The sequence below is a fragment of the Streptomyces tubercidicus genome, assembly GCF_027497495.1.
GTDB lineage: Bacteria > Actinomycetota > Actinomycetes > Streptomycetales > Streptomycetaceae > Streptomyces > Streptomyces tubercidicus.
In genome coordinates this window covers 2,452,245-2,468,918 of sequence record NZ_CP114205.1, presented here as the reverse complement: position 1 = coordinate 2,468,918, position 16,674 = coordinate 2,452,245, and the positions used below count along the sequence as shown (strand labels likewise).

General features: G+C 70.3%; 14 protein-coding genes and 1 riboswitch. Of the genes, 12 read left to right on the top strand and 2 right to left on the bottom strand.

Annotated elements, in window-relative coordinates:
• Positions 1-77 precede the first annotated feature (77 nt).
• On the bottom strand, positions 78-1,205 hold the full coding sequence (gcvT, locus tag STRTU_RS10410) for a glycine cleavage system aminomethyltransferase GcvT (protein WP_159743281.1): 1,128 nt from the start codon (positions 1,203-1,205) through the stop codon (positions 78-80).
• 151 nt (positions 1,206-1,356) lie between these two features.
• Positions 1,357-1,452: riboswitch (glycine riboswitch) on the bottom strand.
• A 260-nt stretch (positions 1,453-1,712) separates the two neighbouring features.
• Between gcvT and STRTU_RS10405 the strand changes: the two genes are divergently transcribed.
• The 9 genes from STRTU_RS10405 (at position 1,713) to STRTU_RS10365 (ending at position 12,299) form a co-directional block, all read left to right on the top strand.
• Positions 1,713-2,399 (top strand): AAA family ATPase, encoded by a 687-nt coding sequence (locus tag STRTU_RS10405; protein ID WP_159746820.1) that lies wholly within the window; start codon positions 1,713-1,715, stop codon positions 2,397-2,399.
• Between the two features lie 87 nt (positions 2,400-2,486).
• The gene (locus STRTU_RS10400) at positions 2,487-3,293 is read left to right on the top strand and encodes an enhanced serine sensitivity protein SseB (RefSeq protein WP_159743280.1); all 807 of its coding nucleotides are present in this window, start codon (positions 2,487-2,489) and stop codon (positions 3,291-3,293) included.
• 90 nt (positions 3,294-3,383) lie between these two features.
• Positions 3,384-4,175 (top strand): enhanced serine sensitivity protein SseB C-terminal domain-containing protein, encoded by a 792-nt coding sequence (locus tag STRTU_RS10395; protein WP_159743279.1) that lies wholly within the window; start codon positions 3,384-3,386, stop codon positions 4,173-4,175.
• Positions 4,176-4,557: 382 nt separating this feature from the next.
• Positions 4,558-5,556: an ABC transporter permease gene (locus STRTU_RS10390; protein ID WP_159743278.1), complete on the top strand. Its 999-nt coding sequence runs from the start codon at positions 4,558-4,560 to the stop codon at positions 5,554-5,556.
• 141 nt (positions 5,557-5,697) lie between these two features.
• On the top strand, positions 5,698-7,449 hold the full coding sequence (locus STRTU_RS10385; protein WP_159743277.1) for an ABC transporter substrate-binding protein: 1,752 nt from the start codon (positions 5,698-5,700) through the stop codon (positions 7,447-7,449).
• A gap of 77 nt (positions 7,450-7,526) precedes the next feature.
• Positions 7,527-8,537, top strand: coding sequence for an ABC transporter permease (locus tag STRTU_RS10380; protein ID WP_159743276.1), 1,011 nt, complete (start codon positions 7,527-7,529; stop codon positions 8,535-8,537).
• Positions 8,534-9,679, top strand: coding sequence for an ABC transporter ATP-binding protein (locus STRTU_RS10375; RefSeq protein WP_159743275.1), 1,146 nt, complete (start codon positions 8,534-8,536; stop codon positions 9,677-9,679). Before STRTU_RS10380 ends, STRTU_RS10375 begins: the two co-directional genes overlap by 4 nt.
• Positions 9,676-10,794 (top strand): ABC transporter ATP-binding protein, encoded by a 1,119-nt coding sequence (locus STRTU_RS10370; RefSeq protein WP_159743274.1) that lies wholly within the window; start codon positions 9,676-9,678, stop codon positions 10,792-10,794. Before STRTU_RS10375 ends, STRTU_RS10370 begins: the two co-directional genes overlap by 4 nt.
• Before the next feature lie 98 nt (positions 10,795-10,892).
• Positions 10,893-12,299, top strand: coding sequence for a M1 family metallopeptidase (locus STRTU_RS10365; RefSeq protein ID WP_159743273.1), 1,407 nt, complete (start codon positions 10,893-10,895; stop codon positions 12,297-12,299).
• Positions 12,300-12,315: 16 nt separating this feature from the next.
• Here the strand turns inward: STRTU_RS10365 and STRTU_RS10360 are convergent, their stop codons facing one another.
• Positions 12,316-12,951 (bottom strand): trimeric intracellular cation channel family protein, encoded by a 636-nt coding sequence (locus STRTU_RS10360; protein ID WP_167539127.1) that lies wholly within the window; start codon positions 12,949-12,951, stop codon positions 12,316-12,318.
• A gap of 96 nt (positions 12,952-13,047) precedes the next feature.
• Here STRTU_RS10360 and STRTU_RS10355 point away from each other — a divergent pair, with 96 nt between their 5' ends.
• From STRTU_RS10355 to STRTU_RS10345, 3 genes are all read left to right on the top strand, one after another.
• Positions 13,048-13,896: a thioesterase family protein gene (locus STRTU_RS10355; RefSeq protein WP_159743271.1), complete on the top strand. Its 849-nt coding sequence runs from the start codon at positions 13,048-13,050 to the stop codon at positions 13,894-13,896.
• Between the two features lie 113 nt (positions 13,897-14,009).
• A complete protein-coding gene (locus STRTU_RS10350; RefSeq protein WP_159743270.1) occupies positions 14,010-14,477 on the top strand; it encodes a CU044_2847 family protein in 468 nt (155 codons plus the stop codon).
• Positions 14,474-16,648, top strand: a complete 2,175-nt coding sequence (locus tag STRTU_RS10345; protein ID WP_159743269.1) for a VMAP-C domain-containing protein — start codon at positions 14,474-14,476, stop codon at positions 16,646-16,648. Before STRTU_RS10350 ends, STRTU_RS10345 begins: the two co-directional genes overlap by 4 nt.
• Positions 16,649-16,674 lie beyond the last annotated feature (26 nt).

The window sequence follows — 16,674 nt, the reverse complement described above, 5'->3', positions numbered from 1 at the left end:
GGACGGCGTCCGGGGGACGGGTGCCGGTGGGACGCGCGGGTGCGCGCCGCCACCGCCGGGCCGCAGAGGGGGAACCGCTACTTCTGCCGCTTGTAGAACGGCAGCGCGGTGACCTCGTACGGCTCATGACTTCCACGGATGTCCACACAGACACCCTCGGTGCCCGGCGTGGCGTGCGCCGCGTCGACGTAGGCGATGGCGACCGGCTTGCCGAGCGTGGGGGACGGGGCACCGGAGGTGACCTCGCCGATGACCGTGCCGTCGGCCGTGACGACCGGGTATCCGGCCCGCGGCACCCGGCGGCCCTGGGCGATCAGGCCGACCAGCTTGCGCGGCGGGGTGGTCTCGGCGCGCTCGGCGGCCGCGGCCAGCGCCTCCCGGCCCACGAAGTCCCCGCCGTTGGAGGTCTTCTCGAACTTCACGACCCGGCCCAGGCCCGCGTCGAACGGTGTGGTCGCGGTGGTCAGCTCGTGCCCGTACAGCGGCATGCCCGCCTCCAGGCGCAGGGTGTCCCGGCAGGACAGCCCGCAGGGCACCAGACCGCTGTCCCGGCCCGCCTCGGTCAGCGCCTCCCAGAGGGCGACCGCGTCCGACGGCCGGACGAACAGCTCGAAGCCGTCCTCACCGGTGTATCCCGTACGGGCGATCAGCGCCTGCACCCCGGCGACCGTGCCGGGCAGCCCGGCGTAGTACTTCAGCCCGTCCAGATCGGCGTCCGTCAGCTTCTTGAGGATGCCGGGGGACTCCGGGCCCTGCACCGCGAGCAGCGCGTAGCCGTCCCGGTCGTCACGGATCGCGGCGTCGAAACCGCCCGCTCGCGCGCTCAGCGCGTCCAGCACCACCTGGGCGTTGGAGGCGTTGGCGACGACCATGTACTCCTGTTCGGCGAGGCGGTAGACGATCAGGTCGTCGAGGATGCCGCCGCCGGCCTCGCAGATCATGGTGTAGCGGGCCCGGCCCGTCTTGACGCCGCCGATGTTCCCGACCAGCGCGTAGTCGAGGAGGTCGGCGGCCTGCGGCCCGGTGACGGTGATCTCGCCCATGTGGGAGAGGTCGAAGAGGCCGGCGCGGGTACGGACGGCGACATGTTCCTCACGCTCGCTGCTGTAGCGCAGCGGCATGTCCCAGCCGGCGAAGTCGGTCATGGTCGCGCCGAGCGCGCGATGCGTGGCATCCAGCGCCGTGCGGCGGGGGGCATCTGTCATGGTTCTGGGCTCCCAGGCAAGGGTGACAAGACGTTCTCCCCATCTGTCATCGGAACCTGAGAGGTTCACCGGTATCCCGCGAACGGACCCGGTTTGCACCTTGGGTGGAGCCGCCCCGGCAACCGGGCAGCGACTCGCTTTTCAGATCTGCCTCGCCCGTGCGGTATAGGGGCCTGAGAGATTCAAGGGAGGACTTGCTCCTTCGGCGCCCCGCCATGGCGGCCGGGGACTCTCCCGCGCGGGCTACAAGCGGCCGGTATGCAGTTGGCGGTGCACAGGTGAGCTGTGATGTGCACGTGGCGGCCACATCATTACACGGGAACGCCGGATAAAGGAGCCCCTGCCGCCGCCCCGCCTCTCACAGGGGCTGATCGGACAATCGCCTTGATGGGCATTACCTTTTCTTGACACTCTGCGGGTAAGGGGACGAACGCGAACCGGACCGAACGGGCGGGGAGGGCGATCACGGTGCACAGCGAAGCGGCATTCGGGGCGACGTGGGGGGTCGTGCCCCCGGGCGCCGCGCCGACGGCGCCGCCCGCCACCACGTCCCGGACCGGGCGCAGACCGCGGTCCGTCATCCGGCCCGGACGCCGCGCCGAGGTCGTCGACCTGCGGGGCGAGCGCCGCCCGCCGGGCCCCACCGAGCTGCGGTTTCCGGCCGGTGACCTGGTGGTGGTCTCCGGGCTGCCGGGCAGCGGCAAGAGCACCCTGATGCACCGCCTCGTGCCCTCGCTGGACGGGCGCGGCGGCGCGGTGCACCGCATCGATTCGCAGGACGTGCGGGAGCGCTGGGAGCGCGGCAGGCTGCGCCGGCTGCCGTACGGGCTCTACCGCCCGCTGGTCCGCGCCGCCCACTACCTGGCGCTGGGCCGGGCGCTGCGCTCCGGCGACAGTGTGGTGGTGCACGACTGCGGGACGCTGGCGTGGGTGCGCCGCTGGATCGCGCGCTCGGCGCTGCGCGGCGGCCGCGGCGCGCATCTGGTGCTGCTCGATGTGGCGCCCGAGGTGGCGCTCTCCGGCCAGGAGTCACGGGGACGCGGAGTGTCGGGGTACGCCTTCGCACGGCACCGCGGGGCGGTGGGCCGGCTGGTCGGCGACGCGGAGTCGGCCCGGCTGCCGGAGGGCTTCTGCTCGGCCGTGCTGCTCGACCGGCGGGCGGCGGGCGCGCTGGAGACCGTCACCTTCCACTGAGCCCGGACCCGCCCCCGCACACCACACCGCGCACCGTCTCGTCTAGGGTCTTTGGCCAGATGGCGCGGTTGGGAACGGGTGGGACAGATGACATTTCCGGAGCAGGGGATACCGCAGCTGGCATGGCCGGCGAACGAGCTCGAAGAGGTGCTGTCCGCGTCCGTCGGACACCCGGGCGCCGGCGGCCGGATCGTCGAGGTCCTCGGCCGCAGCCGGCTGTGGGTGCCGCTGCCTGAAGGCGGCGGCCCGGAGAGCGCGGGCCCGGGGGCCCGCGGCCTCGACCTGCCCACCGTCGAGCTGGACGGCGCGCCCTATGTCCCGGTCTACAGCTCCGAGCAGGAGTACCTGCGGGTGGTCGGCTCGCATCTGTCCTTCACTGTCGCCCCGGCCCGGGAGTTCGCCCGCGGGCTGCCGCCGCAGATCGGCATCGCGGTCAACCCCGACGGCACGGTCGGTGTCCCGCTGCCGCCGCCCGCGGTGGCCGAACTGTGCCGGGAACGGCATCAGGGACAGCCGGAGTTCGAGGGGCTGCCGAGCGGCGGCCGGGTACGGCTCTTCGAACCGGACTGGCAGGACGAGCCGGTGGACTTCCTGGCTTCGGCCGGGCTGGAGTTCTCCGGCGCCGGAATTGTCCTGACTGCCCGGCGTGCCCTGGCAAGCGTCGAGGGCGACACGCCCGCGCTGTTCGTCGGTGTTCAGGTCGCGGCGGATGCCACCGCACTGCACGACGGCACCGCCCGCGAGACGGTACTGTCAGCCCTCGGACGTGCGCTCGGCGCGGTACCGCTGCCCTGGCCCGTACAACTCGTCATGCTCGACCTCGCCCAGGGCGACCCGGTCGCCGACTGGATGCTGGGGCGGGTGCGGCCCTTCTACGCCCGTGACCACTCCTAGGGAAGCTCTGGCTCATCGGCAAGCCCTAAGCTGGTTGGATGACGGACGGGTGCACCCATACGTGCCCTGCTGACAGAAGGGACGGACCACGTGAGCGCGGGTGCGCATCAGGGGCCGGCGGCGGCCGGACAGCTGGAGCAGCTGCTGCAGCAGGTCTCGCCCGGCCGTTACGACGCCTATGAGGCGCTGCTGCACGCGCTCGCCGCGAGCCAGGTCTGGATGCTGCTCTGGCAGGGCCGGGCCGGTATGCCCGACGCGCAGTACGGAAACATGGAGGTCGACGGCCTCGGCTATGCGCCCTGTGTGACCTCGGCGCCCGAACTCGCCGCCTCCGGCTGGAACCGCGACCACGAGGTGGTCACGGGCACGGAGATCGCCGCCTCGCTCTTCCCCGACCGCTGGGGCCTGTGGCTCAATCCGCATGCTCCCGGCGGCGGTGTCGGTATCCCCTGGCTGGATCTGCGCCGTATCGCCGGCGGTCTCGACCGGCTGCCCGCCGGGCCGCTGCGGATCTCCGAGCCGGTCATCGACATCCCGCAGTTCTACGCGCTGCTCGCCCAGAACGCCCATCGGACGCCCGCCGTGCGGTCGCTGCGCCGGGCCTGGGTGCAGCCCGCGCTGGGCGCCCCGTATCTGGCGATCGGGCTGGATCTCTATGACACCGGCCAACCGGCGGTGGATTCGGTGCGGTTGATGATCCAGCAGTCGATCGGCGCGGTGCCGGACGGTCTGCCGGTCTCCACGGTCGCGATGAACGACGAATACGACCCGGTCGGCATGTGGATGCGGGCCTCCACGCGCCCCTTCTTCGACCGTGACGGCTATGTCCAGCCGCAGGCCCCCGCGCCCTCCTACGGCTACGGATATCCGCGTCCCTACTGACGCCCGGCGGCACCGCTCCGGCACCGGGCCCCGGGTGAATTCGCCCCGGGCGCCCCGCAGTTGAGCTTTTTTCTCACGGGTATGCACTCCGCTCAGACCGCTCCGCTGTCCGTATAACGGAATGTCGCGGACCACATCACAGTTACGCATCCTTTCCTGTTCAGGGCTGGTGACTGATCGCGAATCGGATGAAGACTCCCGGCAACACAGGGCCTCGGCCTTTTGCTACGAGCGTCATTCGAGAACGGCGTCGCGCACTTTTTGACATTCCATAAACGCGAACTTCGCGATGCCTGCAAGACCTGCACCAGTGATGTGTATCAGGCCGCTACCGCGGCGGGCATGGGCCGGCCACCGCCGGCCGAGAGGGGTCAGGGGCACCGTGACCGCACCGATCGAGACCACCGGAGCTGCTGCTGAGGCGCAGCCGGAAGCGGTGCTGAAAGGCGTGGAAGCACACCGGATCGAGGGGCGCTCCCTCGGTCGGATCGCCTGGCTGCGTTTCCGGCGGGACAAGGTCGCGGTGGCCGGTGCCATCGTTGTCATCCTGCTGATCGCGATCGCCGCGCTCTCCCGTCCGATCCAGTCGCTGCTGGGGCTGGACCCCAACAACCCGAACCAGTCGCTGATCGACCCCAACACCACGCTCCCCAAGGGCGACTTCGGCGGAATGAGCGGGGACCATCCGCTGGGGGTGGACCCGAAGTTCGGCCGCGATCTGCTCGCCCGGATCCTGGAGGGCTCCTGGGTGTCGCTGATCGTGGCGTTCGGCGCGACCCTGCTGTCGGTCGCCATCGGCACCGTCCTCGGTGTGGTCGCCGGCTTCTACCGCGGGCGGGTGGACGCCGTCATCAGCCGGATGATGGATGTCTTCCTGGCCTTCCCGCTGCTGCTGTTCGCCATCGCGATCTCCGCCTCGCTGCAGGGCGGCGCCTTCGGTCTGGAGGGCCTGCCGCTGCACATCTCGGTGCTGATCTTCGTGATCGGCTTCTTCAACTGGCCCTACATGGGGCGGATCGTGCGCGCGCAGACGCTGTCGCTGCGCGAGCGGGAATTCGTCGACGCCGCCCGCGGCATGGGGGCCCGCGGCCCGTTCATCCTCTTCCGGGAGCTGCTGCCCAACCTGGTGGGCCCGATCATCGTCTACTCCACCCTGCTGATCCCTTCCAACATCCTCTTCGAGGCGGCGCTGAGCTTCCTGGGCGTCGGCATCCAGCCGCCCCAGGCGTCCTGGGGCGGCATGCTCAACCAGGCGGTCAAGTACTACGAGGTCGACCCCCAGTACATGATCGTCCCCGGCCTCGCGATCTTCGTCACCGTGCTGGCGTTCAACCTGCTCGGTGACGGTCTGAGGGACGCCCTGGACCCGCGCAGCCGCTGAGGCCGCGCCCGGCACCCGCTCAGACGTCTCACCAGAAGCCCCACCAGCGCTTTCCGCAGTTCGGCAAGTGACGCAGTTCCGCAAGTTCCGACATATCGATGTATCGACGTATCTCGACGAACGAAGGGGACACCGACCATCATGCGAAGGTCAGTTCCGGTCGCGGCTGTCGCGGCCATCACCAGTGCGGGCCTTTTGCTGGCCGGCTGCAGCGGGGGCAAGGGCTCCTCGGAAGGCTCGGGCGAGGCGAACGCCGCCACCAAGGGCGTCGTCAACGCCTCGGACGCGAAGGGCGGCACGGTCACCTACGCGCTCAGCGACGCCCCCGAGTCGTTCGACCCGGGCAACACCTACTACGCCTTCATCTACAACTTCAGCCGGCTCTACGCGCGCCCGCTCACCACCTTCAAGCCGGGCCCCGGCGCCAAGGGCAATGAGCTGGTCCCGGACCTCGCCGAGTCGATGGGCAAGCCCAGCGACGGCGGCAAGACCTGGACGTACAAGATCCGCAAGGGCGTCAAGTACGACGACGGCACCGAGGTCACCTCGCAGGACGTCAAGTACGCCGTCGAGCGCAGCAACTTCGCGCGCGACGTCCTCTCGCTGGGTCCGAACTACTTCCAGCAGTTCCTCAAGGACAACGACGGCGGCTACAAGGGTCCCTACAAGGACAAGAGCAAGGCCGGGCTGAAGTCCATCGAGACCCCGGACGCGCAGACGGTGGTCTTCCACCTGAAGAAGCCGTTCGCCGAGTTCGACTACCTGGTGAGCGCCCCGCAGACCGCTCCGGTCCCACAGGCCAAGGACAAGGGCGCCGACTACACCAAGTCCGTGCTCTCGACCGGCTCGTACAAGTTCGAGAGCTATGCGGAGGGCAAGAAGCTCACCCTGGTCCGCAACCCGCAGTGGTCCGCGAAGACCGACCCGCTGCGCAAGCAGCTGCCCGACAAGATCGTCCTGAATCTGAAGGTCGCCCAGTCGACCATCGACAAGGACCTCAAGTCCGGCAACACCCTGGTGGACCTGGCCGGCCGCGGTGTCGACGGGCAGACGCAGGCCCAGCTGCTGACCGACCCCAAGGAGAAGGCCAACACCGACAACACGCTCGGCCAGCGGCTGGTCTACACGGCGCTCAACACCAAGGTGAAGCCGTTCGACAACATCGAGTGCCGCAAGGCCGTCCAGTACGCGATCGACAAGAAGGCCGTCCAGACCTCGCTCGGCGGCCCGATACGCGGTGAGCTGGCCTCCACGGTCCTGCCGACGGACATCGAGGGCTACCAGAAGTACGACCTGTACCCGCAGAAGTACGACGGCGACAAGCTGGATCTGACCGAGGCCAAGAAGCACTGGGACAAGTGCGGCGCCGGCAAGACCACGACCACGATCCTGGCCCGCAACGACCGCCAGGACGAGGTCGACGCGGCCACCACGGTCATCGACTCGCTCAAGAAGATCGGCGTCACCGCCAAGATCCAGTCCTACCCCACCAGCAAGTACTTCTCGGACTACGCCGGTGTGCCGAAGTTCAACAAGAAGAACAACGTCGGCCTGATCATGATGCAGTGGGGCTCGGACTTCCCGACCGGCTACGGCTACCTCCAGCAGATCCTCAACGGCAAGGCGATCAGCCAGTCCGGTAACACCAACCTGTCGGAGCTGGACGACCCGGAGATCAACAAGCTGCTCGACAGCGCCATCGCCAACACCGACAAGGCGGCCCGCGAGAAGGCGTACGCCGAGATCGACAAGAAGACGATGGAGCAGGCGGCGATCGTTCCGCTCACCTATTTCAAGGTCCTGATGTACCGCTCGCCCAAGGCCACCAACCTGGTGTCCACCTCGGCCTTCAGCGGTCAGTACGACTACCTCAACATCGGCGTCAAGAAGTAGCAGCCCTGGAAGGCAGGTGAAGGCATTGGTGTCCGCGGGCCGGCCCCGGCCGGTCCGCGGCACCGAGGCCGCATCCCGTGTTCTCGTACCTCATCCGCAGGTTGATCAGCGCGGTGATTCTGCTGCTGATCGTCAGCGCGGTCACCTTCGGCATTTTCTTTCTGCTGCCGAAGCTGGCCGGGCAGAGCACCGACCAGCTTGCCCAGCAGTACATCGGAAAGGCCCCCACACCCGCGGATATCGCCGCGGTGAAAAAGAATCTCGGCCTGGACAAGCCCGTGTACGAGCAGTACTGGGATTTCCTGAAGGGCATTTTCGTCGGCGTCGACTACAGATTCGGACCGGAAGCGGCCAAGTGCCATGTGCCGTGCTTCGGTTACTCCTTCAAAACGCATATCGAGGTCTGGCCGGAGATCCAGTCCCGGCTTCCGGTGACCCTCTCGCTGGCCGCCGGTGCGGCCGTGCTGTGGGTCGTCTCCGGTGTCGCCACCGGTGTGCTCTCCGCGCTGCGCCCCGGCTCGCTCTTCGACCGGATGGCGATGGGGGTCGCGCTGGCCGGAGTCTCCCTCCCGATGTTCTTCACCGGCGCCCTGGCGCTGGCCCTGTTCACCTACCAGTGGCCGGTCTTCGAGCGCAGTGACTACATCGCTCTGACCGAGGATCCCTTCGGCTGGGCCCGGACCCTGGTCCTGCCCTGGGTCACCCTGGCCTTCCTCTACTCCGCGCTCTACGCCCGGCTCACCCGGGCCGGCATGCTGGAAACGCTGAGCGAGGACTACATCCGGACGGCCCGCGCCAAGGGCCTGCGGGAGCGCAAGGTGGTCGTACGGCACGGTCTGCGGGCCGCGCTCACCCCGATCATCACGGTCTTCGGCATGGACCTGGGCCTGCTGCTCGGCGGTGCGCTGATCACCGAACAGGTCTTCTCGCTCAAGGGAGTCGGCGCCTTCGCCGTCGAGGCGATCAACGCCAACGACCTGCCGAACATCCTCGGCGTGACCTTGCTCGCCGCGTTCTTCATCGTCATGTGCAATCTGGTGGTGGACGTTCTGTACGCCGCCGTCGACCCGCGGGTGAGGCTCTCGTGACCGACTCCTCCGAGGACAAGACCGAGGCCGTCGTGGGCGAGCCCACCGCGGCCGGCACCCGGCCCCCGTCCGCCTTCCTCGAAGTGCGGGACCTGAAGGTGCACTTCCGCACCGACGACGGGCTGGTGAAGTCCGTCGACGGTCTGAACTTCAGCCTGGAGAAGGGCAAAACGCTCGGCATCGTCGGCGAGTCCGGCTCCGGCAAGTCCGTCACCTCACTCGCCGTGATGGGCCTGCACCGCGCCTCGCGCCAGCAGCGCGGCACGGTGGACATGTCCGGCGAGATCTGGCTGGACGGCAAGGAGCTGGTCTCCGCCGAACCGGACGAGGTGCGCCGGCTGCGCGGCCGCGAGATGGCCATGATCTTCCAGGATCCGCTGTCCGCGCTGCACCCCTTCTACTCGGTCGGCAACCAGATCATGGAGGCCTACCGCGTCCACCACGACGTCGACAAGAAGACCGCCCGCAAACGGGCCGTCGAGATGCTCGACCGGGTCGGCATCCCGCAGCCCGACAAGCGGATCGACGACCATCCGCACCAGTTCTCCGGCGGTATGCGCCAGCGTGCCATGATCGCGATGGCGCTGGTCAACAACCCCGAGCTGCTGATCGCGGACGAGCCGACCACCGCACTGGACGTCACCGTCCAGGCGCAGATCCTGGACCTGATCCGCGATCTGCAGAAGGAGTTCGGCTCGGCGGTCATCATCATCACCCACGACCTCGGGGTGGTCGCCGAACTCGCCGACGATCTGCTGGTGATGTACGGCGGCCGGTGCGTCGAGCGCGGCCCGGCCGAGAAGGTCTTCTACGAGCCCCGGCACCCCTACACCTGGGGGCTGCTCGGCTCCATGCCGCGCATCGACCGTGACCAGACGGACCGGCTGATCCCGGTCAAGGGCTCCCCGCCCAGCCTGATCAACGTCCCGTCCGGCTGCGCCTTCAACCCCCGCTGCCCGTATGCGGACGTGCCCAAGGACAACCTCACCCGTACGGTCCGCCCCGAGCTGCGCGAGGCCGGCAGTGGGGGCACCCCCGCCAATGGGGGCGTAGCCGACGGGGGAGGGCACTTCTCCGCCTGCCATATGTCGCAGGAGGAGCGCGAGCGTATCTGGACCGAAGAGATTGCGCCGAAGCTGTGACCGAGACGACTGACGACCAGAACAAGAAGATCCCGCTCCAGAAGGGGGCGGAGACCTCCGGTGTCTCCTCCGCCACCGAACCGCTGCTCAGCGTCCGCGGTCTGGTCCGGCACTTCCCGATCCGCAAGGGCCTGCTCAAGCGCCAGGTCGGGGCCGTCCAGGCGGTCGACGGCATCGACTTCGACGTCCGGCCCGGGGAAACCCTCGGCGTGGTCGGCGAGTCCGGCTGCGGCAAGTCGACGATGGGGCGGCTGATCACCCGGCTCGACGAACCGACCGGCGGCTCCATCGAGTTCCAGGGCCAGGACATCACCCATCTGTCCCCGGGCCGGCTGCGGCCGATGCGCCGGGACGTCCAGATGATCTTCCAGGACCCGTACGGTTCGCTGAACCCCCGGCACACCATCGGCGGGATCGTCTCCACCCCCTTCCGCCTCCAGGGCGTCGAGCCCGAGGGCGGGGTGAAGAAGGAGGTACAGCGGCTGCTGGAGCTGGTGGGGCTGAGCCCGGAGCACTACAACCGCTATCCGCACGAGTTCTCCGGCGGCCAGCGGCAGCGCATCGGGATCGCCCGTGCGCTGGCGCTCAAGCCCCGGCTGGTGGTCGCCGACGAGCCGGTCTCCGCGCTGGATGTGTCGATCCAGGCCCAGGTGGTCAACCTGATGGACGACCTCCAGGAGGAGCTGGGCCTGACCTACGTCATCATCGCCCACGACCTCTCGGTCATCCGGCATGTCTCGGACCGGATCGCGGTGATGTACCTCGGCAAGATCGTGGAGCTGGCCGACCGTCAGGCGGTCTACGAGACGCCGATGCACCCGTATACCAAGGCGCTGTTGTCGGCCGTACCGGTGCCCGACCCCAAGCGGCGCACCCAGCGCGACCGGATCCTGCTCAAGGGCGATGTGCCCTCGCCGATCAACCCGCCGTCCGGCTGCCGGTTCCGTACCCGCTGCTGGAAGGCGACCGAGGTGTGCGCCACCACCGAGCCGCCGCTGGTCGCGCTGCGGAGCGGCCACCAGGTGGCCTGCCACCACCCCGAGAACGCGCCGGGTGCGGCGCCGGCCGCCGACGGGGCGTCCGGCGGGGCCGGCCGGGCCTCAACCGGTAAGTAACGCCGAGGAATTGGCAAAGTCCAGGACAAAGCGGAACGGGAGGGTGCAGAGTCGGCGCGGTTGTTCTCCATTCGCCCGTGTGTCCGAAAGGACGGCTCATGGCACTCTCCCGTTCTGCGCGCCGCACCTCCCGCTGGCTCGCCCTGGCCACCGCCGTGGCCTCGGCCGCCTCCATCGCCGCCGCTCCCGGCGCGTCACCCGGCGCCCCCGGCGTCGGTGACCCGTACTTCCCCCGCCTGGGCAACGGCGGCTTCGATGCCCTGCACTACGACCTCGGGGTCAGCTACCACCCCGGCAGCGGCCGGCTCGACGGCCGGACGACACTCACCGCCCGCGCCACCAAGAACCTCTCCGCCTTCGACCTGGATCTCCAGAAGCTGACGGTCGACAGCGTCCGGGTCAACGGCCGGCGGGCCCACTTCGGCAGATCCGGCGACGAGATAGCCGTCCGCCCCGACTTCCCGCTGCGCCGCGGCACGAAGTTCACCGTCACCGTCGCCTACCACGGTGTCCCCAAGCCGCTGAGCGGCCCGATCGTCTTCGGGTCCGACTACGGCTGGATGAAGACCAAGGACGGGGTCTTCGTCGCCTGCGAGCCGAACGCCGCCTCGACATGGTTCCCCTCCAGCGACCACCCGGGCGACAAGGCGACCTACGACATCCGCATCGACGCCCCCAAGGGCCTGACCGGGGTGTCCAACGGGCGGCTGGTCGGCTCCCGGGAGGCGCACGGCCGCTCGTACGCCCACTGGCGCGAGAGCCGTCCGATGGCCACCTACCTGGCCACCGCCACCATCGGGAAGTTCGACGTCCGTACGGGCACCACGCCCGGCGGCACCCCTATCTACGTGGCCACCGACCCCACCCTTCCCACCGGCAAGGTCGACGTCTACGGCATCACCGCGGAGGCCACCGACTACTGGTCGAAGGTCTTCGGGCCGTACCCCTTCGAGGTGACCGGAGCGATCGTCGACGACATGCCGCAGGCCGGTTTCTCGCTGGAGGTGCAGTCCAAGCCGGTCTACTCGGCCGTCCGCAGCGAGTCCACCATCGTCCATGAGCTGGCGCACCAGTGGTTCGGCGACTCGGTCTCGGTGAAGCAGTGGAAGAACATCTGGCTCAACGAGGGCTTCGCCACGTATGCGCAGTGGCTGTGGAGCGAGCACCGGGGCACCCGCAGCGCCCATGACGCGCTCCGCGCCCAGTACGCCGACATCCCGGCCGACAACGACTTCTGGAAGGTGAAGGTCGCCGATCCGCAGCGGGACACCATGTTCGCCGGTGCGGTGTACACGCGGGGCGCGATGACGCTCCAGGTGCTGCGGGAGCGGATCGGCGACACGGCGTTCTTCAAGCTGCTGCCGGCCTGGACCGCCCGCCACCGCTACGGCAACGCGGACACCTCCCAGTTCATCGCGCTCGCCGAGAAGATCTCCGGGCAGCAGCTGGACGATCTCTTCGACACCTGGCTGAACACCGACAGCAGGCCGCCGCTGCCGCAGTAGGCCCCGGCCGCGCGGGTCAGTCGGTGTCCGGCCGGCCGCCCCGGGGGCGCAGCTGCGAGGGCCGCGGCAGATGCAGCCCGAGGTAGACCGCCCCCATCCGCAGTCCGAAGACCACCCCCGCCGAGATCGCGGCGGCGGGGGTGGCTCCGGTGCCGAGGCGGTAGAGCAGCAGATAGCAGCAGGCGCCGGCCAGCGCGGCGATCGCGTACACGTCCTCGCGCAGCAGCAGCGGGGGGAACTCCCCGCAGAGCACATCGCGGACGACCTCACCGGTGACCCCGGTCAGCACCGCCAGGATGATCACGGCGAGCGGGGTGGCACCCGCGCCGATCGCGGCGCGGGCCCCGATCACCGTGACGACGGACAGTCCGATCGCGTCGACCACCAGCAGGGATTTGTGCGGCAGCCGCCAGAACCGCAGATAGATCATGGTGCCGACGCCGACACAGATGATCACGGTCAGCAGTACCCAGTCGTGCGTCCAGTACAGCGGGCGCCGGTCGAGGATGAGATCGCGCAGCGTGCCGCCGGAGATGGACGCGGCGAAGGCGAGCACCAGTCCGCCGAAGGGGTCCATGTTGGCGCGGTAGGCGGCCAGCACCCCGCTCGCCGCGAAGGCCGCGACGCCGGCCAGGTAGAGGACGTGAAGCATGGCGCTCATCATGGCAGGCCCGGAACGACCGGTTCCGCCCGAGGCGGCAAAAACTGACACTACCGGTCGGTAACCATCCGGTGTAGCGTGCAACCCATGGCTCTGGTGACCCACGGCAACAGCGAGTTCGACCGCGATACGGCGGTCACCCGCCGCGCCCCCGGCGTGTATGACGCGCACCTCTCCGCCGGCTGGACGATCATCCAGGCGGTCAACGGCGGCTACCTCCTCGCCCTCATGGGCCGCGCGCTGGGCGACGCCCTCCCACACCCCGACCCGATGTCGGTCACCGCGCACTACCTGACGGCCTCGGCCCCCGGCCCCGCCGTGATCCGCACCGAAGTGGTCCGCACCGGCCGCACGATGTCGACCGGCACCGCCACCCTCGTCCAGTTCGCCGAGGACGGCAGCGAGATCGAGCGGCTGCGGGTGCTCGCCGCGTACGGCGACCTCGGCACGCTCCCCGACGACGTCCGCACCACCGCCAAACCCCCGGCCATCCCGCCGTACGAGCACTGCCTGGGCACGGACAGTGCCCCCGGCGGCCGCCCCGCGATACCCGGCAGCACCGCCATCGCCGAGCGGCTCGCCCTCCGCCTGGACCCGGAGACCGCGGGCTGGGCCGTCGGGGCGCCCTCCGGCAAGGGCGAGATGCGCGCCTGGTTCGGCCTCGCCGACGGCCGCGAACCCGACCCGCTCTCCCTCCTGCTGACCGTCGACGCGCTGCCGCCCACCGCCTTCGAGATGGGGCTGTCCGGCTGGGTGCCCACCGTCGAACTGACCGCCCATATCCGCCATCGCCCGGCCCCCGGCCCGCTGCGGGTCGCCATCACCACCCGCAACCTCGCCGGCGGCTTCCTGGAGGAGGACGCCGAGGTCTGGGACTCCGAGGACCGACTCGTCGCCCAGTCGCGGCAGTTGGCGCGCGCGGTGCTCCAGGGGTAGCGCCCCCGATGCCGCTTCCGTCTCCTTTTCGCAGGTGACTCCGGGTACGGAGGCGGAAATTCGGCGGCGAAAGTGCGGGCGGTGGCCGTGCCGCCCGTGTCAGACTGAGCGGCATGGGGGACGTGGCTCTCAGAATTGATGATGCGACCGTCGTGTGGCTGCGGGCCGAGGGGCCGGCCGCCACCGGCCGTCCGGACGCGCACGAACACTCCGGCGTACACCCGCCGTCCGGCGACGGCCCTCGGCAGCAGTCCGGTGCCGAGGGCGAGTTGGAGCTGCCCGAGGAGTTCGGCTCCGCCCAGCCGGTCAGTGTGGACAGCCGGATGAGCCGGGCGCTGACCCGTGGCGGGGAGGCCCTCGAAGAGGCCCTGCGGCCGCTCGGCGGCGTCCTCGGCCAGATCCATCGCTCGATCGCCGGCGGCAGCCACCGTCCCGACGAGGTCACCGTGGAGTTCGGCGTCACCCTCGGCTCCGATCTGAGCCTGGGGGTGTTCTCCGGCAAGGGGGACGCGAGCTTCAAGGTCTCGGCCACCTGGAACCTCGGCAGCGGTGCGGGGGAACCCGGCGGGACGGCCCCGTGATCGCAGGCGCAGGCCCGGACACCCCGCTCCAGCAGTCCTTCGCCTCCGTACGCCAGGGCGAACAGGCCCTCGGCGCGGGGGTGCTGGTCGCCGACCGGCTCGTGCTGACCTGCGCCCATGTCGTCAACAGCGCACTGGGCAGGGACCGTTTCGCCCAGGACACCCCGGGCCCCGGCGACACCGTCACCCTCCGGCTGCCGCATGTCGCGGCCGGCCGTGACCTGACCGCACGGGTCTTACGGGAGATGTGGGTACCGCCGCGGGCCACGGCGGCCGGGAGCGCGCCCGTCGAGCCCGGACGGGTGCCGTACCACGGCGATCTCGCCGTCCTGGAGCTGACCGGCGCCGCACCCGAGGGTGCCGAGCCCGCCCCGTTCCTCCAGCACAGCTACGCCAACGAGACCATCGCCTTATGGGCCAGCGGCAATCCGCTGCCCACGGTGCGCGCCGTGCCCCGGGTCTCGGCGCCGCCCTGGATCGCGCTGGACGTGCTCGGCGGAGCCCAGGTCACCGAGGGCTTCAGCGGCGGGCCGCTCTGGGACCGCGAACGGCAGGCCGTGGTCGGCCTGGTCGCGGCCGTACACCGGGCCCCGGAAGGCGCCGCCCCCGGGAGCCGGCCGACGACGATGTACGCCATCAGCGTCCCGGCCATCGAGGCGGAACTCCCCACCCTTCCGCCCTCGGCCGTGCCCACCGCCCGGCGCGGCGTCCAGCAGCTGCTCACCGCGCTGGAGCGGGTACTGAAGGGCCGCGAGGCGGTACTGGCCTGTGAGGAGCGGCTCGCCGCCCGGCTCGGCAGGCCCTCGGCGGGCCCGGCGGCCGACCTGGAACGGCTGGTCGGGATGGCCGTGAACGTCCGCCGCGGCATCCCCGAACTCCTCGACCTGGTACGGGAGCACGAGCCCCCGGTCGCCGACCCCTATGACCCGCATGCCCGGCCCGGCCTCTACGGTGCGCGCGAGGACTGGGAGCGACTGCGCCGCGCCGCCCGTACGGTCCGCCCCGGCGAGTATCTGACCACCCGCCAACGCCGGGACCTCTCCGGCCTGTTGGCCCACTGCACCCGTACGGACCCCCGCGACCTCCTGGCTCGCGTCCTGCCGCACGCCCCGGAGCTGCCCGCCGTCACCGGCCTGGCCGACGCGATGGACGCCCTGGAGGGCTTCAGCTCCACCACTGGCGCGCCGGTGCCGCCGCTGCTCCAGGGAGTGGTGCGGATCGGTGTCGAGGAACGCGCGGCCGGGGCCTATCCGGCCGAGGACCTCGACGCATGGGTCGAGCGCGTCGCCGCCCGGTCGGGGGTCGACGAGGCGGCGGTCAGCCAGTTCCGCGCCGATGTCACGGCCGCCGCGGCGCCGGTCCGCACCCCGGTCCTCGCCCGGCCGGGCGGCGGCACCCCGGCCACCGCGCCCCGTGTCCAGGTGGAGCTGCTGCCCACCCCGGCCGGACGCCGCTTCACCTACCAGATCTGGACCTTCGCCGACCGCCAGCCGCACCGGCTCGCGCTGGTCCGCGACGCCGAGGCGGGCAGTGAGCAGGTGGTCGACGACATCCGCCGGGTGCTGCGCACCGAGGTCCGGGAGGATCCGGAGACCGCCCTGGTGGAGTACTTCCTGCCGTCCGCCTGGCTCGGTCTGGACGTGGACTCCTGGGAATCGCCCGACAGCGACGAGGACGGGCCGTTCGCGCCCGGGATCACCCGGCGGGTGGTGGTGCGCACCACGGAGCGCTCCCGGGAGAGCTACGCCGGCTGGAAACAGCGCACCGCCGCCCTGCCGCACGCCAAACGCCTGGTCCTCGACCACCGCCACACCGACCGCAAGGTCGCCCGCGCCCAACTGGAGGTGCACCGCGACGCCGGCACGGTCATCGTGTGCTGTGCACCGGACCACCACGGAACGCTGCTGCGGCAGTGCGTCCAGGCGGGCGTCCACACCGTGCTGTGGCACCGTGCCGAACACGGCGCGCACATCGCCCAGGACCTGCTGGCCCTGGTCGACGGCACCGACCACGCCGAGGTGCCCGAAGTGGTGCGCCTGGAGCGGGCCAAGGCGATGGCGGAGCCGGAGAGCGTCACCCACCACGGCCGCCGGCTGTCCCTGCTCTACGACGCGCCCGACCATCGTCCCCCACAACTCGCCCCGGACGCCTGGGTGCTGACCCAGCCCTGAGAGCCCGAACGCGGACGCAGCACTGA